General features: G+C 61.9%; 22 protein-coding genes, 3 pseudogenes and 2 CRISPR repeat arrays. Of the genes and pseudogenes, 11 read left to right on the top strand and 14 right to left on the bottom strand.

Annotated elements, in window-relative coordinates:
- Positions 1–53: 53 nt before the first annotated feature.
- Complete coding sequence (locus tag DGO_RS22000; protein WP_014686554.1) at positions 54–254, bottom strand: helix-turn-helix domain-containing protein; 201 nt, start codon at positions 252–254, stop codon at positions 54–56.
- Between the two features lie 147 nt (positions 255–401).
- Here DGO_RS22000 and DGO_RS17730 point away from each other — a divergent pair, with 147 nt between their 5' ends.
- Entirely contained in the window at positions 402–731 is a 330-nt protein-coding gene (locus tag DGO_RS17730; protein WP_014686555.1) for a hypothetical protein, read from the top strand.
- Positions 732–774: 43 nt separating this feature from the next.
- A CRISPR array of direct repeats spans positions 775–1756; the repeat unit is 37 nt; unit sequence GTTTCAGTCCCCTATCGCCCGGGGAGTACGTTGCGGC.
- Positions 1757–2023: 267 nt separating this feature from the next.
- Here the strand turns inward: DGO_RS17730 and cas4 are convergent.
- The 7 genes from cas4 to cas3 all read right to left on the bottom strand — a co-directional run bounded on the left by cas4 (position 2024) and on the right by cas3 (position 9997).
- Positions 2024–2638 (bottom strand): CRISPR-associated protein Cas4, encoded by a 615-nt coding sequence (cas4, locus tag DGO_RS17735; protein ID WP_338032446.1) that lies wholly within the window; start codon positions 2636–2638, stop codon positions 2024–2026.
- Positions 2601–2894, bottom strand: coding sequence for a CRISPR-associated endonuclease Cas2 (gene cas2, locus DGO_RS22005; protein WP_014686557.1), 294 nt, complete (start codon positions 2892–2894; stop codon positions 2601–2603). The genes cas4 and cas2 overlap by 38 nt, the downstream gene beginning before the upstream one ends.
- A 3-nt stretch (positions 2895–2897) precedes the next feature.
- Positions 2898–3908, bottom strand: a complete 1011-nt coding sequence (gene cas1 / locus DGO_RS17740; protein WP_014686558.1) for a CRISPR-associated endonuclease Cas1 — start codon at positions 3906–3908, stop codon at positions 2898–2900.
- A 233-nt stretch (positions 3909–4141) separates the two neighbouring features.
- Positions 4142–4825 (bottom strand): hypothetical protein, encoded by a 684-nt coding sequence (locus DGO_RS17745; protein WP_014686559.1) that lies wholly within the window; start codon positions 4823–4825, stop codon positions 4142–4144.
- Positions 4822–5751, bottom strand: coding sequence for a DevR family CRISPR-associated autoregulator (locus tag DGO_RS17750; protein ID WP_014686560.1), 930 nt, complete (start codon positions 5749–5751; stop codon positions 4822–4824). Before DGO_RS17750 ends, DGO_RS17745 begins: the two co-directional genes overlap by 4 nt.
- Positions 5748–7466, bottom strand: a complete 1719-nt coding sequence (locus DGO_RS17755; RefSeq protein ID WP_226991559.1) for a hypothetical protein — start codon at positions 7464–7466, stop codon at positions 5748–5750. The genes DGO_RS17750 and DGO_RS17755 overlap by 4 nt, the downstream gene beginning before the upstream one ends.
- Positions 7463–9997, bottom strand: coding sequence for a CRISPR-associated helicase Cas3' (gene cas3 / locus DGO_RS17760; protein WP_014686562.1), 2535 nt, complete (start codon positions 9995–9997; stop codon positions 7463–7465). Before cas3 ends, DGO_RS17755 begins: the two co-directional genes overlap by 4 nt.
- Positions 9998–10210: 213 nt before the next feature.
- Here cas3 and cas6 point away from each other — a divergent pair, with 213 nt between their 5' ends.
- The 3 genes and pseudogenes from cas6 (at position 10211) to DGO_RS22015 (ending at position 13194) form a co-directional block, all read left to right on the top strand.
- Complete coding sequence (gene cas6, locus DGO_RS17765) at positions 10211–11164, top strand: CRISPR system precrRNA processing endoribonuclease RAMP protein Cas6 (protein ID WP_014686563.1); 954 nt, start codon at positions 10211–10213, stop codon at positions 11162–11164.
- A gap of 41 nt (positions 11165–11205) precedes the next feature.
- Positions 11206–12153 carry a helix-turn-helix transcriptional regulator gene (locus tag DGO_RS22010; protein WP_226991560.1) on the top strand — a complete coding sequence of 316 codons (948 nt, stop codon included), beginning with the start codon at positions 11206–11208 and terminating at the stop codon, positions 12151–12153.
- Positions 12154–12232: 79 nt separating this feature from the next.
- Positions 12233–13194, top strand: a pseudogene (locus DGO_RS22015) (transposase).
- 95 nt (positions 13195–13289) lie between these two features.
- On the opposite strand, the gene DGO_RS17780 reads toward DGO_RS22015, so the two are convergent.
- Together DGO_RS17780 and DGO_RS24455 are read right to left on the bottom strand one after the other, a co-directional pair.
- Entirely contained in the window at positions 13290–13778 is a 489-nt protein-coding gene (locus tag DGO_RS17780) for a hypothetical protein (protein ID WP_014686567.1), read from the bottom strand.
- Between the two features lie 32 nt (positions 13779–13810).
- Positions 13811–15043: a hypothetical protein gene (locus DGO_RS24455; protein WP_014686568.1), complete on the bottom strand. Its 1233-nt coding sequence runs from the start codon at positions 15041–15043 to the stop codon at positions 13811–13813.
- 42 nt (positions 15044–15085) lie between these two features.
- On the opposite strand from DGO_RS24455, the gene DGO_RS24695 reads away from it, so the two are divergent.
- On the top strand, positions 15086–15208 hold the full coding sequence (locus DGO_RS24695; protein ID WP_014686569.1) for a hypothetical protein: 123 nt from the start codon (positions 15086–15088) through the stop codon (positions 15206–15208).
- Between the two features lie 482 nt (positions 15209–15690).
- A CRISPR array of direct repeats spans positions 15691–16014; the repeat unit is 37 nt; unit sequence GTTTCAATCCTCGGCCCACCCGAAGGCAGGCCGCGAC.
- 387 nt (positions 16015–16401) lie between these two features.
- Positions 16402–17467: pseudogene (locus DGO_RS22025) on the top strand (IS4 family transposase).
- A gap of 35 nt (positions 17468–17502) precedes the next feature.
- On the opposite strand, the gene DGO_RS17800 reads toward DGO_RS22025, so the two are convergent.
- Positions 17503–18087 carry a DUF1349 domain-containing protein gene (locus tag DGO_RS17800; RefSeq protein ID WP_145975494.1) on the bottom strand — a complete coding sequence of 195 codons (585 nt, stop codon included), beginning with the start codon at positions 18085–18087 and terminating at the stop codon, positions 17503–17505.
- A gap of 338 nt (positions 18088–18425) precedes the next feature.
- On the bottom strand, positions 18426–18827 hold the full coding sequence (locus tag DGO_RS22030; protein WP_014686574.1) for a hypothetical protein: 402 nt from the start codon (positions 18825–18827) through the stop codon (positions 18426–18428).
- A gap of 41 nt (positions 18828–18868) precedes the next feature.
- Between DGO_RS22030 and DGO_RS17805 the strand changes: the two genes are divergently transcribed.
- Together DGO_RS17805 and DGO_RS17810 are read left to right on the top strand one after the other, a co-directional pair.
- Positions 18869–19135, top strand: a complete 267-nt coding sequence (locus DGO_RS17805; protein ID WP_014686575.1) for a BrnT family toxin — start codon at positions 18869–18871, stop codon at positions 19133–19135.
- A gap of 5 nt (positions 19136–19140) precedes the next feature.
- Positions 19141–19449, top strand: coding sequence for a CopG family antitoxin (locus DGO_RS17810; RefSeq protein WP_014686576.1), 309 nt, complete (start codon positions 19141–19143; stop codon positions 19447–19449).
- A 65-nt stretch (positions 19450–19514) separates the two neighbouring features.
- On the opposite strand, the gene DGO_RS17815 is transcribed toward DGO_RS17810, so the two are convergent.
- Entirely contained in the window at positions 19515–20813 is a 1299-nt protein-coding gene (locus DGO_RS17815; RefSeq protein WP_014686577.1) for a TROVE domain-containing protein, read from the bottom strand.
- Between the two features lie 493 nt (positions 20814–21306).
- Here DGO_RS17815 and DGO_RS17820 point away from each other — a divergent pair, with 493 nt between their 5' ends.
- The 3 genes and pseudogenes from DGO_RS17820 (at position 21307) to DGO_RS22040 (ending at position 23716) form a co-directional block, all read left to right on the top strand.
- Positions 21307–22398, top strand: a complete 1092-nt coding sequence (locus DGO_RS17820) for a transposase (RefSeq protein WP_043804601.1) — start codon at positions 21307–21309, stop codon at positions 22396–22398.
- A 35-nt stretch (positions 22399–22433) separates the two neighbouring features.
- Complete coding sequence (locus DGO_RS24930) at positions 22434–22691, top strand: transposase (RefSeq protein WP_420810587.1); 258 nt, start codon at positions 22434–22436, stop codon at positions 22689–22691.
- 287 nt (positions 22692–22978) lie between these two features.
- Positions 22979–23716: pseudogene (locus tag DGO_RS22040) on the top strand (IS5 family transposase).
- Here the strand turns inward: DGO_RS22040 and DGO_RS17825 are convergent.
- Positions 23694–23999 (bottom strand): hypothetical protein, encoded by a 306-nt coding sequence (locus tag DGO_RS17825; RefSeq protein WP_014686580.1) that lies wholly within the window; start codon positions 23997–23999, stop codon positions 23694–23696. The pseudogene DGO_RS22040 and the gene DGO_RS17825 sit on opposite strands and share 23 nt — an antisense overlap.
- Positions 24000–24023: the final 24 nt, after the last annotated feature.

Raw genomic sequence — 24023 nt, forward strand, 5'->3', positions numbered from 1 at the left:
ATCACCGCGAATGCTTGTCAAGCAGAGATTTATCGAGCGTTTCCTGGAAAGGTCTAACTCTGCTTTTTAGGCTGCACGACCAACTCCAACCCCAGGGCATCCAAAATTTTGGGCCAATGGCTTCGCTGGTTTAGAGCTGGTGTACGCAGGGTTCGACTTAACGACTGCTGGGGAATCCCAATCTGCTCCGCCAATTCAGTTTGCGTCATCTCCCGCTTCGCTAGTTCGATCTTCACGATAGTCTTGAGGTTCATACTCTCAGTTTCCGATAATCGTTGATAAAGTCAACAGCAGTGTTTATTTTTAGGCTTTCAGCGTGCTATATTTTTGGAGAGAAGAGGCGGGGCACCGACCAAAGTTTCCCGCCTCCCTGATTCCCCCTCAGATAAAAGGAAACCATCGTGGAAGATATCAGCTTGTCCCGCCCCTGTGGGCGACGGCACCAGGCGCTCATCAGCGCGCTCGATCACATCATCTATCCTCACAGCATCCTTGAGGTCCTCTACTCCTATGGCGAGGCCGCCATGCTGTACCCGGACTTCCAGCGCTTCGAGGCCGAGGTCCATGCCGCCCTCCTGCGTTTCGCGGAGACCGCCAGGTCGGACGACCTGATCAAGCTTGCCGTGACGCACCCGCCCCTCTGCCGGGCAATCATGTTCCATATCGCACGCTGGCAACCTACCTTCCAGGTACTCGTGCTTGAGGATGTGTGGCGGGTGCCCGCGAACTGATCTCTTCGCGATGAGGTGTGGCCCGCTCGCGCGGGCCAGCGCAGTTTCAGTCCCCTATCGCCCGGGAAGTACGTTGCGGCTGTTCAGGGTGTCCGCAAGGCTGCGGGCGGCGTCCTGTTTCAGTCCCCTATCGCCCGGGGAGTACGTTGCGGCGCCCCGGAAGCAGTTCGGGAGACCCGCTTCGAAGTGTTTCAGTCCCCTATCGCCCGGGGAGTACGTTGCGGCCGGCCTGCTGCGGCCCGCTCACGCGCCCGCCTCGGCAGTTTCAGTCCCCTATCGCCCGGGGAGTACGTTGCGGCGGCACTGTGGATTGAGGACCAGAGTGAGCGTGCCGAGTTTCAGTCCCCTATCGCCCGGGGAGTACGTTGCGGCAGCTCGTCACCCGTGGCGGCGACCACGAACACGCTGGGTTTCAGTCCCCTATCGCCCGGGGAGCACGTTGCGGCGTCGAGTCCTTCCGGTAGCCGCGCACGATGCTCAGGTTTCAGTCCCCTATCGCCCGGGGAGTACGTTGCGGCCGAACAGGTCCACGTCTACGCCTTCGCGGAACGCCTGGTTTCAGTCCCCTATCGCCCGGGGAGTACGTTGCGGCTGGACGACTTCATTGACCGGTACTGTGACATTCAGTTTCAGTCCCCTATCGCCCGGGGAGTACGTTGCGGCGCTCCGGCGGTGGCCGAGTGAGCGCCGATGCGGCCGGTTTCAGTCCCCTATCGCCCGGGGAGTACGTTGCGGCAACCCGTCCCCGCACGGCCGGTGCGCCAGGTACTCGTTTCAGTCCCCTATCGCCCGGGGAGTACGTTGCGGCTGGGACAGAACTACTTCCAGCCGAGCAACACCTACTGTTTCAGTCCCCTATCGCCCGGGGAGTACGTTGCGGCATGCGCTGACGTGTGATCCGGAGAATCATCATCCGGTTTCAGTCCCCTATCGCCCGGGGAGTACGTTGCGGCCAGAACGTCGAACACCTGTACCCGACTATCGACAAGTTTCAGTCCCCTATCGCCCGGGGAGTACGTTGCGGCCGCGTATTCCACGCTGTTTTGGATTTGCCAAACATGTTGTCATGAAACACGTGGCACCCTGACCACGGCAATCAACATAGCGCGCCGGGCCACTTCGCAAACCGTCAGTAACCTTATTCCTCTCTTCCATTTGCGAACCGCCTGCCACGCCTCTCTTCATAAATTGCGCCCCAGCCCCTTGTGTCAAAACTCAGACGATCTTGCAGGGCGTGTCCTCCACGTCTCGCAAATGACCACAACTTCTGAACACCGTGATCTGTTGCGATGTCATAGGGTATCCCCACAGAAATTTCGCAACTCGCACTCCAGGCACTTGACCGTTTGAGCTGTAGGTGATGGACACTGCTCAGCGAGGATAAAGCCGCGTACCACCTGAATAGCCGCCCGAGTCCGATTCCTCAGGCGTGTATCGAAAAGGACCATGTGAGTCTGGCGGGTGCGACTGCTGTGCCAGTATCCATGCGGACACAGGAGACCCAATTCAGCCTCCACAAGCAGGGCATAGGCGCATAGTTGCAGCTTGTGCCCAGGGTCCGGTAAGCGCGAGGTATGCTTGAACTCCACTGGGAAGGCCCGCGCCCCGTCCACAATGAGCAAATCCAGCTCCCCAGTCACGCCTAGAGCGTGATTCGTCAGCCGGACCTCGTAGCGACGCTCCCCCTCAGTCAGCTCGTAGCGGGAAAGGGTTCGCCGCCGTTCGCGGACCAGTTCGGTCTGGTGTTTCTCGCGCCCATGGGTCATCAGAATCGTCTCGCGCCGACGGACGGGTGTGCAGCGCTCGAAGAAGACCACCCGGGGGCAGTAATGGTGTTGCCGCAGTTCGGTCGGCGTGATGAGGAGCGGCTCAACCATTTTTGGCCTCCCCAACGATAAGAGTGGCATCGTCCAGTTGCCATTGTTCGAGTTGAAGAATGGCGATCAGGCCAGGACTGGCCCCCATCGCTTTTTCCAGTCGGATTTCCAGTTCGCGCCGGGCCGCCCCCGTCAACCGTCCGTGGTAGGCGCTGTATTGCCAGCGGCCGAGGCCATAATCTTTGCAAGCGGTCATTACCTTCGTGCGGCATTTGTCATCACCGACGTCATACAGCACCAGGATGGGATGCCCAGCCTTGCGGGGGTCTTGCAGCAGTCTCGGCATGGCTCACCAACTGGCGATATACACGGGATAGTCGCCCTCTCCGCGTAGAAAAGTGGCAAGGCGACGGGCTTGCATCACCATAATGTTCTGGAGTCGGAAGCGCTTGCCGCCCACCACGTCGCGGGCGTCTAAGCGATCGTTGACAGCTGTAGCGATTCGCTTCCGCGTCTCCGGCGTCAGCTTGCCATTGTCATCCGTCTCGGGCCGCCAGCCGCGCCCCAGCAGAGCCAGGACGGGCCGGTCAACACAGGCAGCGCGAAAGCCTTCCACAAAGTCCAGCACCAGACTGGGTTTGCCAGGCCGGTCCGTATGCAGAAAGCCAGCGAAGGGTTCGAGGCCCGCTGTCGCCAGCACGCCCGCCACCCGCGCGTAGAGGATCCCGTAACCATAATTCAGCGTCATGTTGACGGGATCAGTTGCTCCACGTCCGAGTCGTCCCGGAAAGGCGAGGTCAGCGGGCAGCATCGTCGCCACTGCGCCCCAGTACACCACGCCACCCCGGCCCTCAACGCCCAGTAGCACGTCACGCAGATCGTCGATGCACTCGCCTTGAAGCATATCCAGTTCAGCTTCTAATGTCGTCAATCCGGGGAGGGCCCGCTGTATGGCCTCGTATGCAGCAGGATCAGCCTCCTTGCGGTACTTTCCAAAGTATTTCAGTAGGCTGGACTGGTTCCTTAGACGGGCACGGATAGCGTGCCGAGCGACTTCCACGCCGGCTGGCGTAAGGTACGCCGCCATCTGCGCACGCCTAGTACTGACCGTACCTACCAGGTATGGACTGCTGAACTTGGCGTAGGGTGCACCCAGGCCGTCTACTAGGTCGATCTGCACCCCAAACTTCGCGCAGGCGCGGATGGCCTCGGCACTGAGGGTACAGGCGGTAGTCGTGACGGTGACGGTTTCGAGGTCACGTAGGGCTACCTCTTGGGTCTCCTGCCCCGGGTGACGCAGTTGCAGCCGTTCGCTTCGCAAGGCCAGGAAGGTCCCGCGTTCCGAGATGGTAAGGTTCATGCGTGGATGGTGCCACGGGGCAGTATCACTGAATGACGTTACGAAAATTAAGGTCGGTCTGTGCTCCAAGACTGAATGACGTTGCCCTTCGCAATCTGCAGTTTGGGAACGTATTTAGAGTTCTTCCTCCCCTGACTCCCATCTCTTTTGGATTACATCAACAGATTCGGGTGAGCGGTATCGGTCGCCCAGCAGGTAGCAGGGCACATCACTGGGCGACGTAAAGGAAATGCTCAACCTGTTCGCTCGTACACTGTAGACCGCTTGCTGGAACGCACCAGACGGTAAGGTATGAGCGCTGAAACTATCATACGGTCGGGCTTGTCGGTTGTGAACGTGCTCAGTCGGTCCCAGGTCATCTTGGGGCCATAGTCGTCCAAATAGTGCATGATCACTCCGCTGAGGTGCGTCCGCACATCGCCCGTGTGGGTCACGAAGGAGATATCCAGTTCGGGAAGTTCGCCACTGCCCTGCCACTGAATGAAGCCGCCGCGCTTGCCCAGCATGTTCAGCCGCAACAGTAGGCTGGTAAGGGTCTGCCTTTCTGTCTCCCCCAAACAAGAGATGTCCAAGGCCAGCCGCAACTCGCCGCGAAACTGAACATACTCGCGGAAGGCCACCGTGGGCTTGAACGGGTTGCCCGGCTCTGCGTTCTTGGGGGGGCGCTGCACCTTGATGAACGCGTTGGTTACGCAGGCCCACCGGGGCGGACTGCTCCGCACAGGCAGGACACGCAGCCAGCCGAACACTTCCTGTGCGAACTTCACGCCCTGCCAGTTCACGGCCACGTCGATCAGCGCCGTCTTGATCGCGTATGGACTGGGTACTAGTAGGGATTTCCCGGCGGCGCTCGTCGCCTGTGAGTCCTTGAGGCTGAACAGCGCCGTCGGCTCGTAGGTTGCCACCAACCAGGTCATGACGGCAGGGTCTGGCCCATAGTCTCGGCGAAGGCCCCAAGGGAGTCGAAGGGATGGACGCCAATGGGCTGGCCGCTCATCTTTTCCAGCGCGCCCGCAATACGTCCGACCTGCTCCTCGAAGTCTGGATTCAGGGCACTCACCGTTGGCGCGGGAACACTGTGACTGCTGGTGGTGACGACACCTCGGAAGTCGGTCAGGTGCGGGCTCTGGGTGTTCCGCATCGCCCCACCGGGATGCAGGAAGGTCTGCGCCAATGCACGTAGCACAGCAGTCAGGCGTTTTTGCCGCTCGGCCTCGTCGATGGCGTACTCGCGGGTGATGTCATTCAGCCCGATGCGGTGCGCCTCCACGTGGGCTACCAGCGCGTACTGACCGCTGGAGGCAGGGCGGTGGAAGATGGCCTGGCCCCGGTTGCTGCCGTCGTCTGCGCCTGTCTTGCCGCGCCCCTGGGGGTCGTACTTGACGTGAAAGTAACTTCCCGTTTTGACCCTCTCCGGCACGCCCGGTACCCAGGAGAACTCCACCACGCTCTTGCGGCCCAGACTGCGGTTCCCTTGCGTAATGAGGATGCCCGCCACGTCGTCCAGTGCGCAGGAGTTGGGCAGCAGGTCAAGAACCTCAGCGTTGCCCTTCCCCTTTATGGCTTCCTCGAAAGAGGAATCAGCGTTCAGCCGGTTCGCGTTCAGGGTCTGGCATCCCGCACATAGGATTAGCCCCAATTCCTGCGCGATAGCATAGAAATGTTCGGCGAAGATATGCTTGAACATGTCACCCGAGACGGCGTTGACAGGGTGCAGTTCACCGTTCGCCATCACCACGTCCACCATGCGGGTCTGAATGTGATTGCCTTCGCCACCCTCGTTGTTCAGCGAATGCAGGTTGAGGGTGGCGAGACCAGAGATGGACAGGGTCCGCAGGGTCATTCTTGTTCCTCCAGGGCAGTGGGATTCTCTTCAGGGGTCTCCACAAACTCCTGAACATCTTCGCGCGGTTCCTTAGCATAGCCATAGGCGATGAGCAGCATCGCCACCATCTGCGGGTCGTGCTCATCCAACAGCTTGCCGACTTGCAGCAGGTCTTCGGTGGTCACGGCTACTCGCCCACGCTTACCCCGGTCAGCCGCCCGCAGATTTTCCGTCATGTACTCGGTCACGAAGTCCGAGAGGGCGGTCATGAACCGAGCCTTGGTCACGGCGCTGCGCTTGAGTTCCTGGGCCAGCCCATAATGCACGTCATACGTACGGTCATTGCCGAGCTTGCGAGCGTATAGGGCCGTGCGGGTCGCCCGTCGGATAGCCCCAGCCACGCTCTGAAAGCCGGGGTCCGAAATGATGCTTGTAACGTTGTTCTTTCCCATATGGTTCAACACCCTCCCTATGTGTTCGGTCGTCATCCAGCGGGTGAACTTGCCCCGGTCCGCTCGCCCAAGCATGTGCGGCCCGTAATCCGACAGGAAATCCAGAAAGGCGTGGGTATCCTGGCCACTCAGAAATTCTCGGTACTTTTCCAGCAGAGTGCGTTCCTCTGAATGGCTCTCGTCTAGCCCACGGATGACGAGACGGTGTTCGGCCAGCACCTCCATCCATGCCCGGCGCTGCTCATCGGCCTGGTCGCCGTCCAGCTGCACCCAAGCAGGCAGGGCGATGAAGGAGATGTTGGTCACGCCCTTCGCACTACCGAGGTTCTGGAAGTAGGCAGTCTGAAAACCGGAGAGCAGGTCCCGGGGCCGCCCACGCTTGAACGTCTTGTGCTCGTCATGCCTGAGCAGCGTTTCGGTCAGCGTGAGGGCGGCAAGAATGTCCACTTGAATGGCTCCGCCCCCCACGAAGTTCTGCCGGAACTCAATCATGATGCGCTGAAGGGTCTCGACCTCAATATTGGTAGGCTGCGCCACCAGCACTTTGAGATCTTTGCTGCCCTTCGGCGTAACGGCCACCGCACCGATGAACCACCCGGTATATTTGAGAGCCTCCAAGACCAGCGGTGCTTTCTCCTGCCCCATGCCGATGCTGTTGGCCTTGGGCGAGTTCATGCCCTTGCCCGTCATAGGGTTGAAGATTTGTACCACCGAAACTTCGTTGACCCTGTTGCCCTTCAGATACTTTTTCAGACCCCGCTCAGCTCGTTCTGACAGCGAGGTTTCCTGGCTGTCAGGGTGGTCGGCAAGCGCCTCCAGGGCGACCTGAACGTGCCCCGCGAAGCGTTCGGAGGCTAATTCTCGGTAGGCGGTCGCGTAGCCGCTGGTGTTTACGGGCTTGAGCATGTCCACCAGGCTGGAGTACAGCGAGTAGTCGGAACGTGGAATGAGGTCTTCAGGGATGTCCTCGGGTCTCACCCCTCTGTGCATCTCGCGCCACTTGAAAAATTGCTGACGTCGCTCTTTTTCCCGTTCGTACACGTAGTCTGTAGGGCCGTTCATGTCCTTATCCGTCTTGATGTAGTCATACAGTCGGAGCCGGACCTCAGCTGAGGGCATGACCGGTTGGGTCGTGGTGAGCGTAAGAACGTCACGCGCGGTGTCCAATCGCACCGTCACTTTCTCCGAGGGGCCGAGCGCGGCGAGCAACCGTCCTAGCCCCAGCGCCATCAGGGTATCGGCGTAGGTCCCTTGTGAGCGGGGAACAGTAAAGGTATTCAAGTAACGGCCTCCTTCCGGCGGACATCTTCGAACGAGCGGGTATCGCCCAGGCGTAAGGCGCGCGAGGCGAGCGTGTAGACCATCCAGGCCAGAGCGTCGTCTGGGGCAGGCATGTCCGGATCCGTAACCGCCTCCACGCCCCACCGCTGCAAGTCGTTCAGGCGTTCGGCGTCCAGCGGCACGCCTGTCAGTCGCTCGAAGACCCTATTGGCCTCCGCCGCTGCGCCCGCGTCCAGCTGCCATGGGGCTACCTCACCCATGTGGTTGGCCCCATGGTGGCGGCAAACGGCTCCCAGAATACCCTGCAACATACTCAGGCCCTGGTCTTCCCCCAGACGGTCCATCAGGAAATCCCCGAAGCTTTCTGAGAGGACTGCTGCCGACTCACCTGCGTGTGGTGGCCTGTGCCCCTGCGCTTTTTCGAAAGTCTTGCTCGACATCTGGTCGTGTTTTGGGTGGTAATCCGTGTGGGCACAGTATTCACCCTTGCCCTGAGGTGTGGCTCCGTGTTGTGCCGCTTCCTCCACGCCGTTCCAGAGAAGCTGTCCAGTATATTTCCTCACTTGCTCGGCCTGCCAGCGTCGCGTCCACCTCTGCCAGCCCTCCGACAGTTTGCCGATGTCGTGGGCGGCAATCGCAGCTCTCAGGGCCAGTTCGGTGGTTCCAGTGGGCAAAGCGAACTTTGCGTCCACCTTCGGGCACAACCTCCACACGTCGGCAGCGTACTTGTAGGACGCTGCCAGTACACGCTCAATGTGCAGTTCGTAGCTTTCGTAGGTATACCAGTAGTCGAGACGCTCGCCCGAACTGCGGGGAGAATGGATGGGCGGAAAGTCCTGTACACCCAGGGCCCGCCCTTCGGGAGCTTCCCAGCGGAAACCTTCCTGCGCAGTGTAAAAGACGAACTTCGGATTGACCTGCACCAATGTTTCCAGCTTCAGTTCAGCCGCGTCCGTCACTGTCTTCCATTCCAGCCTTGTAGGCTCTCGGCTCTCTCCACCACTCCTCGATTCCTCGGGCTCTACCTCATGGGGAACCTTGACCAGCCAGTTGTCTTCCAGATCGTATTCCTGCTTCAGATTGCGGCGATTATCCTCCAAAAGGGCGAAATTGACCCATGGGACGCCGATTCGTTCGTGGCGATTCACTTCTTCCCAGGTGGACAGGTCCATTTCCGACGGCACCAGCAGCAGGGTCACGTTCTGAATGTCTCGGATGAGTGCAGGCCGCATGGACCTGTCGCCCTCAAATGCCGACTTCATCTTGTCTCTATGGGTAGTCTTGCGGACCGCTAGATACTCGGCCCAGTTCCTCTCATCACCTGCCGTATGCACTGCGTCTATCAGCTGTTCCTCGGCTTGGGGCTGAACAGGCGAGGGCAGGGCAGTCAGCGCGTCCCAGGTAGCCCGAATCACGTTGTCCTGCCCTTTGTAGGGCAGCGTGTCCCACTCGCCTTTCTGATCGAGGGGTAGGGTATAGACACTGACTACGCCGTTTTCTCCTTTATATCGTGCATTTCGTCCAGCCCGCTGCAACAGAGCATTACCGGGGCAGATTTCGGTATGCATGTTCTCTGAACTGATGTTGAGGCCGACTTCAATTGCCTGCGAAGCCACCAGAATGACGTTTTCAGGTGAGCCCTCGCCCAACAACGTTTTCAGACGCTGCTCGTGAGTGTTGCGGTGCGTCGGAAAGAAGCGCGAATGCAGCAGGGCCAGCGTCACGTCCCGCAGCTTTGGATGCCCTTCATCCTGAAGCCGCTGCAAATCGGCATGTAGTGTCTGTACACGGTCTACGGTATTGGCGATGGCGATACTCCGCCGCTCGTGCGCTCCAGCTACAGCCTGCGCGGTCAGCATGGTGTCTACCCGGCGAAACCGGCGGGTCTTTTGCTGACTGGTCATCACGTCCAATTCCGTCTGACTCGGTGTGATGAAATCGGCCCCTACCGCCTCCGCCAGCTTCTGGGTCAGTTCTCCAGACATGGTGGCCGTCATGAACAGAAACGGCGTGACACCCGAGAGTGCCCGTGCCATTTCCAGCGTGGTTCGGAATGCCCGCTGCGGATCGAAGAGGTGAAACTCGTCCAGCACGACGTAACTCGCCACGACGCCGCCTGCACCGATGTTGCGCCCCCGGTGACTCTGCGAGTAAGGCACATGCAGGTAGTTGCTCAACAACTGGTCCACGGTGGTCACGATGATGTCGGCTTCCAGCAGTGGGTCGGTAGGATCTTCGCCAGTGTGCAGCTTGACCGTCAATCCGAGCCCGTCCCCTACCTCCTGCGCCCGCCCATGCAGGTCTTTCGCCAGCGTTCGCATGGGCGAGGCGATGATGCAACGAAGGGGGAAGTCTATTTGCTTGTGCTCCCACGCCAGCAGGTAAGGACCGAGCGCCGCCTCGGTCTTCCCGGCACCTGTGGGAGCCCGTAAGACGATGTTTTTACCGCTCAAGAGAGCTTCCGCAACACGGATTTGGTAGGCGTAGGGCGAATTGCCAAACAGAGCCTGCAGGGCAGAGGGGATATCCATGCGTTTACCTTGGCAGGAGGCGGCGTCATTGAATGACGGACTGATGGGCGGGAAAGCTTCTCCTTCACCCTACTGGACTATTCGACGCTAAGCGCCCACATTTCTGCAGAAAGAACCGGGCAGCGCCCCGAACCCTCCCTCCTATGACGTGCCTTCATCCCGTGATCCGCAACCGCGTCACCCAGTAACGCTCCCCACCTCTACACTTTTCCCATGCTCCCGTTAGACCTTCCCTTTACCGCCTTGCGCGTGACGTTGCGGGCGCTGGAGCCGGTGCAACTTCCGCCCTTCCCGGGCTCCAAGCTCGAAGGCGCGTTCGGGCGGGCGCTGTACCGCCTAGCCTGTACGCAGCCACATCGGGAGATGTGTCAGGGTTGCCCTCTCCAGAGCATCTGCCCCTACGGCCTGAGTTACGCGCCGCAACTGCCAGAGGGCCTGGAAGTTTCCTCACTGGGCACCCCACCGCGTCCCGTTCTCTTCCGGGTGGCGTATGGGAAGGAGCGGCACCTGGCACCCGGTGAGATTCTCACCTTCGGGCTGGTGGTAGTGGGGCGAGCCGCCGCGCAACTCCCGTATTTGCTGGCGGCGCTGCGGGAGGTGGGGAGAGACGGACTGGGACGCACACGGGGCCGTCTGGAGCTGGAAGAGGTGAATAGCTTCCACCCCTATACAGATGAGGAAGTGACGCTACTGCGCGGCACACAACTGGGGGTTCACCTCACCCCCCTCCTGCTCCAGGTCGGGGAACTGCCGCCTATGACCGGCGAGCGGTTGCGTCTACACCTGCGCTCGCCGCTCCACATCAAGGTCGGGGGACAGATGGCCGAGGATCTGCACTTTCCCGTGTTAGTGCGGGCCTTGCAACGGCGGCTGAGCAATTTGGAGCAGGTTCACGGTGGCGGGGCCAGCCTGAGGGCTGACTTTACACATTTGCCCCGACTGGCACGTGAAGTGGAGACTGTAGGGCAGCGCTTGCGCCTTGTCTCGCAGCTTCGTAAGGGGAGTCGACCACGCCAGACTGCGACTATGGAAGGTTGGGTAGGCATGATGGAATATCAGGGCGACTTCACCCCCTTTGCATCTCTGCTGCGCGGTGGTGAGCAACTGGGCGTGGGCAAATGGGCGCACTTCGGGGCGGGATTGTATGACTTGGAGGTCGCAGGATGACAGTGACCCGCAAACGTGAGCCGGGCCCCCGCCTACTGCGGTTGATCGCCCTGCTCAGCGAGGCAGGCCCCCTAACCACCGCCCAGCTTGCTGAGCGGTTGGACTGCCAGCGCCAGGAGGTACAACGAGACCGTCGCCTACTTATTCAGGAAGGCCGAGAAGTCCTACACACCGAGGAGCGTTCACCGCGCTACTTTCTGGCGCACCCCTGGGTGTCGGCTGACGTGAGCCAAGATCCGGTGCGGGCAGTGATCCATCACGCGCTGCTGCGCCTGCTGCACCATCATGCGCCCACGCCCAGCCGCCTCTATCACGAGGTGCTGCTGGAATTGACCGGCCAACTGCCTGCATCGCTGCGGAACGTGGCGCTCCGTTCGCTTGCGCCTCCCGGAGGGGATACCCCGCGCCTCCTCGAAACGCTGGCGGCGGCATGGTGTTGGGGTCAGCCTGTACGTTTTACCTACCGCAAACCCGGTGCAGGGCTTAAGGTCAGCGAGGCCGACATAGTGTTTATGGAGATCAACCGTAACAACCTCGACTGGTATGTATTCGCTCGGCGGCGAGGCGAGGTCAAGGTCAAGACGTTTCACCTTTCGCGTTTCGTGGACGCGGTGCGGCTGGAGAACGAGGCCAGTCCTGAGATTCCCTTCGATCCCCGCGCAGAACTGGACGGGGCCTGGGGCATTATTGGCGGGAAGCAGCATTGTGAGGTGACGCTTCGCTTCGCTCCAGATGCAGTGCTCTACGTCGCCCACCGCCCCTGGCCTGGACAGCTGGGGGGGGAGATGGATGGAGAAAGCTATCTTCTCCGGTTGAGAGCCCCGCTGAATCATGAGCACCTGCCGGTGGAAGTCCTGGCTTGGATTCGTGGCTGGGGACCTAGGGTGGAAATCCTGTCCCCTGCCTGGGTCCGTAACCTCTGGTTGGAGGACGCACGGGAAGTACTGCGGCGGTACGCCTTGGAAGTTGCGCCTACAGGGGGTAGATAGGAAAGAATCCTTCTCAAGATCTGTTGCGCAGTTGAAGTAACTGGAGCGGAGTGATGGCATATTTCAGGTCCAGCGCCTCATGCAGCGCCCTCGGTCCTTCGAATCGCTCTGCGGCCTGACCCCCACGGAGTTCACCCACGTGGCGTAGCGTCTCGAGCCTCTCTAGGTCAGAGCTCAACGTCTCACCCTCTTGCGGGTGGGGCGGAAACGTCAGATCGGAGCTGGCCGTCAATTTAAGCTCAATGTTCCCCATCGCCTCTTCCTGACTTTGCTGTACCTGCGGCATTACCTCCCCATGCATCTGTTGGGTGTGCTGTTCGAGATGGACGCCGCCAACGTCTGCCGCGACATTCATGCGCTGCTCCCTCTCTTGGAGCAGGCACTGCCTGCTCCGCTCCGGGCCCGGACCCTGGACAGCCGCAAGGTCATCCCTGACGACGCGGTCCCGCGTCGTCGCCTGCGCACCCTTGAAGACGTGCTGGACGCCTTCCCGGAGATCGCTGACCTCATCATCGACGGTACCGAACAACCCCGAGGGCCGCCCAAGAAGCACAAAGGCAGTCGGCCTAGCAAGAAGGCCGTGGGCCGCCCCAAGGACCAGAAGAAGTTCTTCAGCGTCAAGAAGGGCACGCACACGCTGAAAACCCAGGTCGCCGTCACGCCGGAGGGGCTTGTCGTCCATCTCAGTGCGCCCGCGGGCGCACCCACGATATGAAGATCCAGGGGCAATCGAGACTCCTGCCGCACCTGCCTCGGGGGACCCGGCTCTGGGGCGACCGAGGGTGTACAGGCCTGGACAAACTCTGTCCCCAACACGAAGTGATCGTCCTCCGGATGCGCCCCAAGGGTAGCCGGCTCAGTCCGGACGACCGCGAACTGAACCATCAGATCTACAAAGTACGGATCACTGTGGAGAACGTCGTATGCAAGATCAAAAAAGTCCGTGTCTGTTAGGAGTTTTACTGCAATGATCCCCGGCACCATGGACAGTTCTGGGGCTGTGTGGCTGGCCTAGTGAATCGAACTCCACAGTTCGCCTAACCTGCTAGAACGCGGATGGGGAGCGGCCCAGCCGCTCCCCATTGCTTTGCCTGACAACTGCGCAATCGGTCTTCAAGCATCACTTCTGAGTCCTGTTAAGCGGTTGTTGCGGGCGCGTTCGCCGAGGCCGCACCAGCGGCGGGACGCTCGCGCCACTGCCACCACGTGTAGTGATACTCACCCTGCTCGACCTCATACGTCCGGCCACACATCAGGCACCGGCACTCATAGATCATATTCCAGTCGGGCGCTGAGGTAGAAAGAATCTCCGCCGCTCCCACAGCGGCCTCCTCAATCGGGTCGTAGAACAACCACGCTGGATAGACCTCGCAGGTGCAGCGGCCATCCCGCGCCGCCTCCAGGACCCGCAGTGCGTGCTCCAGATGTTGCGTATTCGGGAACAGGGCACCCCCCAGATCCAGTCCCTGGGTCGCCTGTCGAATCACCGGCAGGTCAGGGACCAGAAGCAGTTGCTCGTGACGAGGTGCGCGAATCGCTGCGTGCGCAGCTTCCCACACCTGATGTGGATCTCGGGACATGAACTTCGCAAGGATGGTCGCTGTATCCAGGGAGGCGCGGGGCATCCCCTATTGTGCGGCGGAGTCAGAAGGTGTGCTCACCGCGGGTACAAATCACGGAAATAGGGCGATTTCAGGTTGGCAAACATCCGCAGGCTGCTGTACGGCAGTGTGACTGTCTCGGCACAGCCGGCAGCGACATGCGGCAGGTAGTTCGGTTGTACGGCCAGGCCCTGCCTGGTCAGATAGAGCGCATAGGGAAAACCATATTCAGTGTCCTTTCCGTCGTCGCCCGCCAGTTCGTCACGGCACTCGGTGGTATCGCCATCGGCCGGATACCGCGCCAGATACAGTGCCTGCAGTTTTGCCGCACTCAGACCGGGCCAGAGCGTGCCCGGTGCGCCGAGCAGCGTCACCTCCTTGCCCGTGCGTGCGTCGAGGGTCACTCCGGTGGTGTATGCGTCCGGGTGTGCACCGCCGCAGTACAGAGCGACGTCCTCGTGTACCGAGACCAGCCCCCGGCTTTGCCACGACAGCGTTCCGTTGCCCGCATAGTCGGTGCGGCCGTTGCGGTTGCCATAGTCCGACAGGCAGTCGAGCCCTTCAGTCACTAATGCGAGCTGGCGATCCTGCAGCGCCGCGTTCAGCGCCACCGACCCGCCCATCACGCGTGGGTAGCCGACACCGGTGTACGGTTCCTTCAGGCCGCCTGCCATCTTCGCCCACGCCCGGTTGACTTTCACGAAGGTATACGGGTCTTTGGTTCGCAGGGACAGCAGCCCCGGTGAGCTGGGCAGCGCCAGGGGCAGGGCCGCGACGTTCACGCGCCGCAGAGTGAGGGGCAAGGCTGGGCTACCCACAGGACGCCAGTTGCCCTTCAGTTGCGTACGGCTCTCAGCCGACAGTTGCAGGCAGGCGCGGGCGTGCAACTGGAAGTCGTCCTCGCGGATGACGGATTCGACCTCGGCGAGCGTCTGGGCGGCCGTACGATCAGCGGACCGCCCACGTTCCAGGCGCACGTCAATGCCATAGCGGTCGTAGCTGTAGCGGTCCTGCACCTCAGTGTCGGGGTTGACATGGCCGACCAGTTCGAGCGTCACTGGCTGCCCGCCCAGCGTGCCCCGGTAGACCCCTGCAGACAAGCCGGTCGGCAGGGTGGTGGCCTCGACGACGCCGCACTTGGTGTACATCGCCCGCCTCGCGGCGGCGTCGGCCGCCTTCTGCTGGGTCTCGGTGAGCGGACCAGTGGAAGAAGCTGTCTGGGCTGCAGAGAAGGACGGAACGAGCAGAAGAGAGAGAAGCACCGGAGACGACAAGGCAGCGGAGCGCATAGCGACAATCTACGCTCCGCCCTATCCCTCGCCGGCAGCGGGATGCTGCACGCGGGGGCGAGCTCGATCTATGCCCGGGCGTGGCTGCCAGAAGCAGAGAACGCGTTGTTCGTCGTGGGCTACCAGGATGCCGAGTTGCTAGGGCATCGGCTGCTGGAGTTATAGCAGGGTGGGGACGTGATGCTGCCGAATGGTCGCGGCGGCCGCGAGCCCGTGCCTATGCCCGCGTCGAGCGCTTCTATCCGTCTGCACACGCGGATCAGGGCGTCCTCCTGGGCATGATTGCTCGGTACCGGCCGGGGAAGGTGCTGCTCACGCGTGGGAATGTAGCTCCCAGGCATAACATTGCAGGGTACTTGGACACGCGGTACGACGTTGCGCTGCCCAAATCCGGCGAGGTCATCACCCTTCGCGACAGTGGCCGACGCCGAGGCAGCTCCTCGGTCCACCCGAAAGCAGGCCGTGACTCGCGGGCGGTATCAGCGCGGTCACTGAGCAGTTGTTTCAATCCTTGGCCCACCCAAAGGCAGGCCGTGACCAGGCCCCGCCCTCCGATAGACCCTACGCGGTCGGGTTTCAGTTTCAATCCTCGGCCCACCGAAGGCAGGCCGCGACGGCGGCGGCATAATGATGTTTACTCAGCCCATGTTTCGATCCTCGGCCCACCCGAAGGTAGGCCGCGACCGGCCCGACTTCGCCTGTAATCAGGCACTCGGCTTGTTTCAATCCTCGGCCCACCCGAAGGCAGGCCGCGACCTGCGCGTCGCCCAGCACGGCTGTGCCTGCGATGAGTTTCAATCCTCGGCCCACCCGAAGGCAGGCCGCGACGGCACCCTTGTGCTCGAGAGTCAGGTAGATATGGGTTTCAATCCTCGGCCCACCCGAAGGCAGGCCGCGACCACAGGACAACGCTACACCCCGCATACCTGACTAGGTTTCAATCCTCGGCCCACCCGAAGGCAGGCCGCGACAGTTATGATACTAGAGACGTACTGGGACGATATTTATAGACCACATTCCGCGAACCCCTCGCGGGCCTCTTCAACTTTTAGACACTTCTCTGTTCATTTTGTCATGCAACGCGTCCCATACGCTTTCCTGGGACAACGCGAACCCCCCGGCTTCCATCCGTCGCGGGGGGTTCGCACGGGAGGCGACCTACAGGATCATCGGGTCAGTAAAATCCACATATCGGTCACGTCCGAACGCTTCCACGAACTTCTCGCGCGGCTGGCGCAGACGGTAGATTCGGATGCTGTCCTCGGCTGGTTCCAAGACCTCAAGCAGTTTCCCTCCTGACTACCCTTCAAAATGCACAGTAGGCAGCAGGAAGTCGGCTCCTGTACGGTATTTCTGCAATGAAAACCCTGAGGAGCCGACCACCTCACGATACCTTGCAGACCGCCTTGCGGTCTGCTTTCCCTGTGGACGCTCGCCGCCTCGTCGTCTTCACGGCACTGATCCTGGCGGTCATTCAGGCGCGGACCGTCGTCCTGTACAGCTTGAAGACGCACGTCGCTCTCCCAGGGTCGTTGACGACTCGATATCAGCGGCTCTGCCGGTTCGTCCAGTTCCCGTTTCCTGAGGTACTGTTCCCCCGATTCGCCTTGTCCTTTCTCCCGCCCGGCCCAGTCGACCTCATTCTCGACCGCACCAACTGGAAACTTGGACAGCAGGACGTCAATATTCTCCTGCTCTCTGCCGTGTGGAACGGGTTCAGTTTACCGCTGATGTGGACCCTGCTCCCGCACGGTGGGGCCAGTCGTTCCTGTGTCCGGGAAGCGCTCGTGGAGCGCTTCCTGAAGCTCTGCCCCAGATCGGGAGATCTGGTGCCTGCTCGCGGATCGTGAATTCATTGGGCAGCACTGGTTTCGATTCCTCGATCAGCACGGGGTTGCACCCTGCATTCGTCTCCCAGTTCGCGCCACGATCGGCGCGCACGGCATGCCGGTCTGGGCGGTCTTCAAGAACCTTCAGGTGGGTGAAGTCAGGGTCTGGCATCGCCAGACCCGCATCTACGGAGTGAATCTGCGGGTGGCGGCCACGAAAAACGCAGCCGGTGACATGCTGTACCTGGCCTATCGGGGGCACGCCCTGCCGAACATGCGCCGGTATGCCCTGCGCTGGCAAACAGAAAATCTGCACGCCGCGTTGAAAACCAGAGGGTTCAACCTGGAAGATACGGGTCTGACGCGCCCCGAACGAGTGTCTTCGCTGCTGACGGTCATCAGCGTCGCCTTCATCTGGGCGTGCGTGACGGGCGAGGTCGTGGCACGTTGAACCGCGACCAAAGTAAAGAAACACGGACACCGTGCGGTGTCCGTGTTTCGACTTGGGCTTGATCATCTCCAGGATCTTCTGCTGCATCCGTCCGGCGCATCCTGGCGCACTTTGAGCACACTCATGCCCCGTTTTGAAGGATAGTCAGCAGCAGGCAGCCACTTCGATCCAGATTCGCGTCAAGACGGCTGAACGAGCTCGTGAAGGGGGCGACAATCAACGTCAGTGATCATGAGGTCATGGAAGGTCACTCGGAAGCCCTCGCGCTCCGGACTGCAAGCCATCACGCCTACCTGCGCGGGCAGACCGGCTGGAAAGTAAGCCACACGCAGCAACGTCCAGGGCGTCGCGCGGTCTGGACGGGCGTGGACGATCAGGGCGTCGCCTCGCCGGATGACCCGGAACGTGACTTCCGAAAGATCAGCCGCAGGCAGGACACTCCAATCAGAGTGTTCGTGCGTGACAACAGTGCTCCACTGCTGACGACCCACATATTCCACGCCGGTCTTCATCCACTGGGTTTCGCTCGCCCGCACCATGAGACCCGCCTGGTCGTACAGGTGCTCGTACATGCCCTGCACACGGACGCTCGCTGTGAATTCAGGTGGCGCCATCCCCAGGAGGGCGTGCCCGTCATCTCGCACGAACCCGTACTGGGTGGTCCGCCAGAAGTCTGTGCGGCTCCCTGTGGTGATCTCCAGCGCACCGTCTTCCTGCTCCTGCGCAAGGGGAGGTGGCGAATGCCAGCTGAGGTTGTTCCACATCGTCACACCATAACTCCTGACCATCAACAGCGCCCCGGACGGAACCGCCGTGGCGGTTCGTTGACTTCTGCGTTCCACCTGGAGTGAGGAGAACGGTACTCTCCCCCACTCGTGCCCACTGGAGACACCCATGCCCCCACCATCACCCGCCGCCGCCCTGGCGCGCTGGTGGGCGTCGTTCCTGCCGGAATGTGGTGAGGTGGTCGGCTCCTAAGGGTTTTCATCGCAGAAATACCGTACAGGAGCCGACTTTCTGCTGCCTACCGTGCGTTTTGAAGGGTAGTCAGGCGCTTGCGGCCTTCGGTGCGGGCGGTGTCGCATCTCACGCTTCACCACGCTCAGGGTAGGGCGTGTGGGCAGCGGGCCCCCACGTCCCAGTTCTGAAGCCCAGGGCGGGGGGCTGTGACGGCTCCTCCCGTTCCAGATCCGGCCAGCGCACCCAGCCATAGCGGCCGAGTTGCTCGTACTACAGCCTGGACCGACTCCCGGTACGTCGCGGTGTCCGTCGCTGGGTCGTGGCCTTCGAGGGTGAGGTCCCGGTGGTTGACCTGCAGGGAGCCGCCCACGTTCACGAAATGCTCGAGGCGGCAGGTGGAGTCGCCGGTTTCCCGGTCAGCGCGGTCCAGCTTGGTGCTGTACATACGGCGCTCGATGTTCGCCACGCCGGGGCGCGGGCCCTTGCGCCGGATCTCCAGGTGCAGCACGCCACTGAAGGGCGGGGGAAGAGTGGAATCCGTCATATCCCTCCAACATGTAGCGACAAACGTGCTACATTTAAGCCATGGAATTCGATTGGGACGACGCCAATACCGAGCACATCGCCCGGCATGCCGTCCATCCCGAAGAAGCGGAAGAGGCCGTCACCGATCCCGACCGCGTCGGCGCTCCGGCCTACCACGCCCAGAACGGCGAGCGTCGTCAGGCCATCACCGGCCAGACTGAAGACGGCCGCCTGTTGACCGTCATCCTCACCCGGCGGGACGACCTCCTGCGCGTCATCACCGCACGCGACGCCAGTGAAAGCGAACGCCGCGCCTACCGGAGGTAATCCTTATGTCTGAACTGACCCTCATCACGGATATGGCCCAGGTGCCGGCGTTCTCGACCGAGGCCGAAGAAGCGGACTTCTGGGCGACGCACGCCCTGGCGGAGCATCTCCTCGGTGCGCAGCATGCCGACACAGATCTGCTGCCCCCCACGCGGCCCCGCAAATCCCATCCCACCAGTCTGCGCCTGGGCACGGATCTGGAGCGGCGTCTCCGGCATCTCGCGGAACTGAAGGACACCTCGTACCAGACCCTCCTTAAAGAATTCGTGCTGGAGCGGGTCTATGAAGAGGAAAAACGTCTGGGCGTGATCTGAACAGGGCGCTCCCCAGACCGTTCCTGGTCTGGGGAGGGGGAGATGCCGGGAGGTGTGGTGTTGGGTTACGCCTGCTCGTGGGCCTGGATCCAGGCCATGACCTGCTCGGAGAAGCCGTCCATGTGCACCCAGGGGCCGTAGCCCACGCCGTGCTTGTCGGTCGCCACATTCACGAGGTAGCCCCAGCTTCTGGGGCCAGGCACCGGGTCATGGCTCTGCTCGTCGGTGAACACGATCAGGCGGTCATGCGGCTTGGTGTTGATTTCGCGCACCGCCGCGCCCAGGTACGTCGCTCCTCGCGTACCCCCCAACTCGTCGCGCAACGCGAAGCCCCGACGCGCCCGGTGCTGGCGCAGATCATCGCTGAATGTGTAGACCTCGACGCTCTCGCACAGCTCACGGGCCAGCATCGCCAATGCGGCCGCCGCTTCGTAGCGGCTCAGGTTGCTCTTGCCGCTGAGCTTCGCGTCCATGCTGCCACTGGCATCCAACAGGAGGACGGTATGCCCGGCCAGCTTGGGCATCCCTTCCAGACCCCGCAGCATCAGGGTTTCGAGTTCGGGTTCCAGCGTGGGCGCGGCGCGCGCGGCCGTGATGAAGCGGAAGGGCAGCACCCGCTCCGGGTTGGTCTCCCGTAGCGCCTGGCGCACGCGCTCCTGGGGCACCCCCGCCGCCAGCATGCCGCGCAGGTTGCGCAGCAGGGCCAGCGCCCCGAGCTTGCGTTCGTCGAGCAGCCGGATGAAGGTCTGGGCCTTGTCCGCCCCGGCGCTGAGCGCCACTTCCCAGGTGTCGGGCGCGGCCAGCGTGCCGTCCACCAGCGCCTTCCAGGTCGCCTCCTGCGCCCCATTCTGCGGCGTGGGATGGGTCAGGAACAGCACGTCGCGCAGCCGCACGGCGCCGCCGCGGTTGTATTTCGCCAGTTGGTAGGCGCTGAACTTCGGGAAGGCGCGCGCCAGGCCTTTCTTGACCTGTCCGCTCAGGGGCTGCCGGCCACCCTGCCAGTAGATGGCCAGGAACTCGGTGAGTTCGTCGGGCCGCTGAATGACGGCTGCGAGCGTCTCGGCGACGAGGGCGCGGTGCTCGGGCAGCCGGGCCATCTCACGCACGATGAGCAGGGGCACGTGCCGCAGCTTGAGTTCGGTGCGGGCCCGGATGGCCGTCTGGGCGGCGTAGTCGGGCGAGACGGCCTTCACGGCCTCGCGGATCTGGTCGGCGACGGTCTGCCCGTCGACGTAGAAGGTGTTCTCCCACAGCAGACAGCTGGACACCAGGCGCGCGAGCTGCTGCTCGGGCGTGATGTGGCGCGCGGGGGCGCCCTCGTGCGTGATGTGCTGGGGACGGCTGTTCAGGGTCTTCAGTTTCATGGCGGCACCTCCCCTGAGGGCAAAAAAAGAACGCCGGGGGAACAGGCGTTCGCGGTCAATACGTGCTCTGCCACTGAGCTACAGCGCTGGCGCGCTGGTGGGAGTCGAACCCACGTCCACGTCATCCGAATGAAGGAACCGCGAACTTCACCACCCGGCGAAGGTGTCTGAGGGAATGGGCGGACACGGTCGTGGTTTCTTTGGAAGAGAAGGAACCGTGCCCTTCACCACTCAGGCTCATCCAGCGTACCGGGGGGCCGCAAGAAGAGACATAGCGACTTTGACCTAGGGTCTGTGCAACCGAACTCATCGTAAAGGCGTAGCGTCAGGGTTTGTCCTGCCGAACCGACCTCACTGAGCCCAAATGGAACGCCCTCCAGCCTTACCTGCCCGCCAGTCCGAGGCGCGGTCACCCCTACGCTGATTATCATCGAGCTCAGGAGTTGCACCTGCATAAGACGAAAAAAGCGCTCCCAGACGCGAGAGTCTGGGAGTGTCGAAGTCACAGCCTCTCTGGGAGCGTGCCCGCATACTGACAGACTGCCTGCTCGCCGTTCCTCCCACGGCTTACCAGCAACGCAGCCTCGGGGCTGCGTTCTCTCTTTTTCTCAATCCAGACGTGAAGATGGCTCTTCACCGAGCCGAGCTCGTCAGCGCCAGTGCCCTCAGTCGCTTCTTCAACGAATACGACTGGGACACCACCGCGTGCTGGACCCTTCTAAGGGACGCCCAGTGGGACCTCCTGCTCCAAGCGGCTCAGCGGAAACATCATCCGCGCCTGCGGCTGAGTGTCGATCTCACCAGCGTCCCGAAAACGGGACGCCAGCTCCCGTTCGTTCGCGTTTACAACGAGGTCCACGGCATCCATCTCGTCATCCTCTTTGCGCACTACGGGACCCTGAAGTTCCCAGTGGGGTACCGGGTGTACCGCGGCAAAGGGACGCCCACACCCGTCACACTGGCCCGTGACCTGCTGCGCACTGTTCCGCACACCATCCGCACCCGGTTCCGGGTGCGTGTCCTCGCCGATAGCGGCTTCGAGGCAGCCGCCTTTCTTGACGAGGTTCGGACGCTGGGCTTTGAATTCGTGGTCGGGGTACGGTCGACCCGGCGCACCGATCATCCTGGCGTCGTCACCGTTGCCGATTGCCCGCATGGCGGGTACGTCGAACTCCAGAACTGGCCGCACGACACCCTGACGCTCGGTCGCGTTCAGCGCGGCCAACGTGTGTTCCATGCGGTGTCCTCTGAGTTGATGGAGGGCGACAAGGTGATCTCAGAAGGGGCAAAGCGCTGGCCTACCTCGTCGTTCTTCAAGGAGAGCAAGCATCAGTTTGGGCTGAACCGTTTCGCACTGCGGACCGCCCGAGGATTGGACCGGTGGCTGCTGCTGATCTTCGTCGCTTGGACGCTGACCCTGCTGGGCGCACAACCGGGCCAAACGCTGGCGAGCAGCGCACGACGTGCGCTGCTCGCTCTTCAGCCGGAGCTGTATCTCAACCGCCTGCTGCACTTCTTCACGAAAAACGCGGAATTTCTCGACCAGCACGGCTATTCATTGTCCTATGCGAGGTGCAACTTCTGAGTCGAGGCCTCGACGGTATTCTCCAGCGCATCAAAGTGGGTACACCATGGCGTGACATCCCCAAACGGTACGGCCCGTGGCACCCCTACCACGACCGACTCGCCCGCTGGGAACGCAACGGTACTTGGTTACGTCTCTTCCAGTCCCTACAAGCTCTCGCCAATCAAGCAGGCAAAATCAACTGGGACGGTGCGGTGTTGGGTAGCAGCCACATCCGTGCCCACAGCGGCGCTGCAGGCGCAAAGACATGTGCGGCCATGAACGACGCTCGACCCAAGGTGAAGAGCGAATAGCTGGGTGACACCCGAGGGGGCCGCACCACCAAGCTCCACCTTTACGCAGATGGACATGCTCGACCTCTACAGGATGTCTTGGAGGTCCATCCAGAGACGCGCGACCTGATAGTCAATATCAACCCACTGGTCCTCCATGAGGTGGCCCCCTCCACAGGGGCGGGACGACTGGTAGGGAGCGGACCGTCAGGCGTATTGAACATATACCAGCCGTTGGTCAGCCAAAACCAGCCCGAGAGGTAGTGCTAAGAGGCTGAGGACAGAACGGGGAGGGGTAGGGTCCAGGTATGGTCGAGCGACTGGTGCCGAACGAACTCTGGGCTCTGATTGCGCCCGTATTTCCTGCGTTACCTGCGCGGCCCAGAGGGGATCGCCAACGACAATCCAACCGTCGGACCGTCGCCGGCATCCTCTCTCCTGCGGTGGGGTCTGCCTTGGCGTCAATTGCCGCTTGCTTTAGGCTTGGGAAGCGGACGGACCTGCGAGCGTCGACTGGTCCCGTTCTACGCTGGACTCCATCAGTATCCCCGCGCCACGCGGTGGATCGCACACTGGCCCAACCCGACAGACCGGGGGAAGGCCGGTAGCAAACTTCACCTGCTCATCGACGGTCAGGGCCTCCCCTGGCCATCCGTCTGTCTGACGCGAACGTCCACGACGCGCAGCAACTGGAAGCAACCGTCAATGCGGTTCCTGGGGTGCGCAACGGACGGCGAGGTCGGCCGCGACGACGTCCCGCTAAGCTCTACGCCGATAAAGGGTATGCCTTCGGGCGATGGCGCCGTGCACTGATTCACCGCAGGATCGTGCCGCGTATTGCCCGACGGGGCGTAGAGTCCAGCTCCACCCTGGGCCGACATCGGTGGCGGGTGGAGCGGACCCTGAGCTGGCTGGTGTCCTCCCGCAAGCTCGCAGTCAGGAGGGAACGAAGCGCTGCTTCGTTCCTGGCGTTGGCTCAGCTGGCCTGTGCCCTGATCGTCTGGCGACGGACGTGCGGGGCGCTCAGCGCCCCGGAGGTTGCGTGATCACTTGGAGTTGTCCGTAAAGCTTCCCGAGCAGTTTGATCTGCCGTTCAGCAGCCTTGACGCGCTCGTCCTCCTGGGCAAGCTCGTCCACACGAATCGCCTGTCCAGCCAGCGTGTGCGCGATGTTCAGCAGGGCCTTCTCGAACTCTACGGCGGCCATCATGGCCTCACCGCTCTCCATGGCCAGGTCGCCGGCCATGCCTTCGAGCATCTCCATCATGTCCAGCCCTCGGCCTGGAAGTGGGGTGATGGTGATCTCAGGGTCGGTTTTCTTACGCGGCATGGCTCAGTCTGCCATGCGACCGCT

It is taken from the genome of Deinococcus gobiensis I-0, assembly GCF_000252445.1.
GTDB classification, from domain to species: Bacteria; Deinococcota; Deinococci; order Deinococcales; family Deinococcaceae; genus Deinococcus; species Deinococcus gobiensis.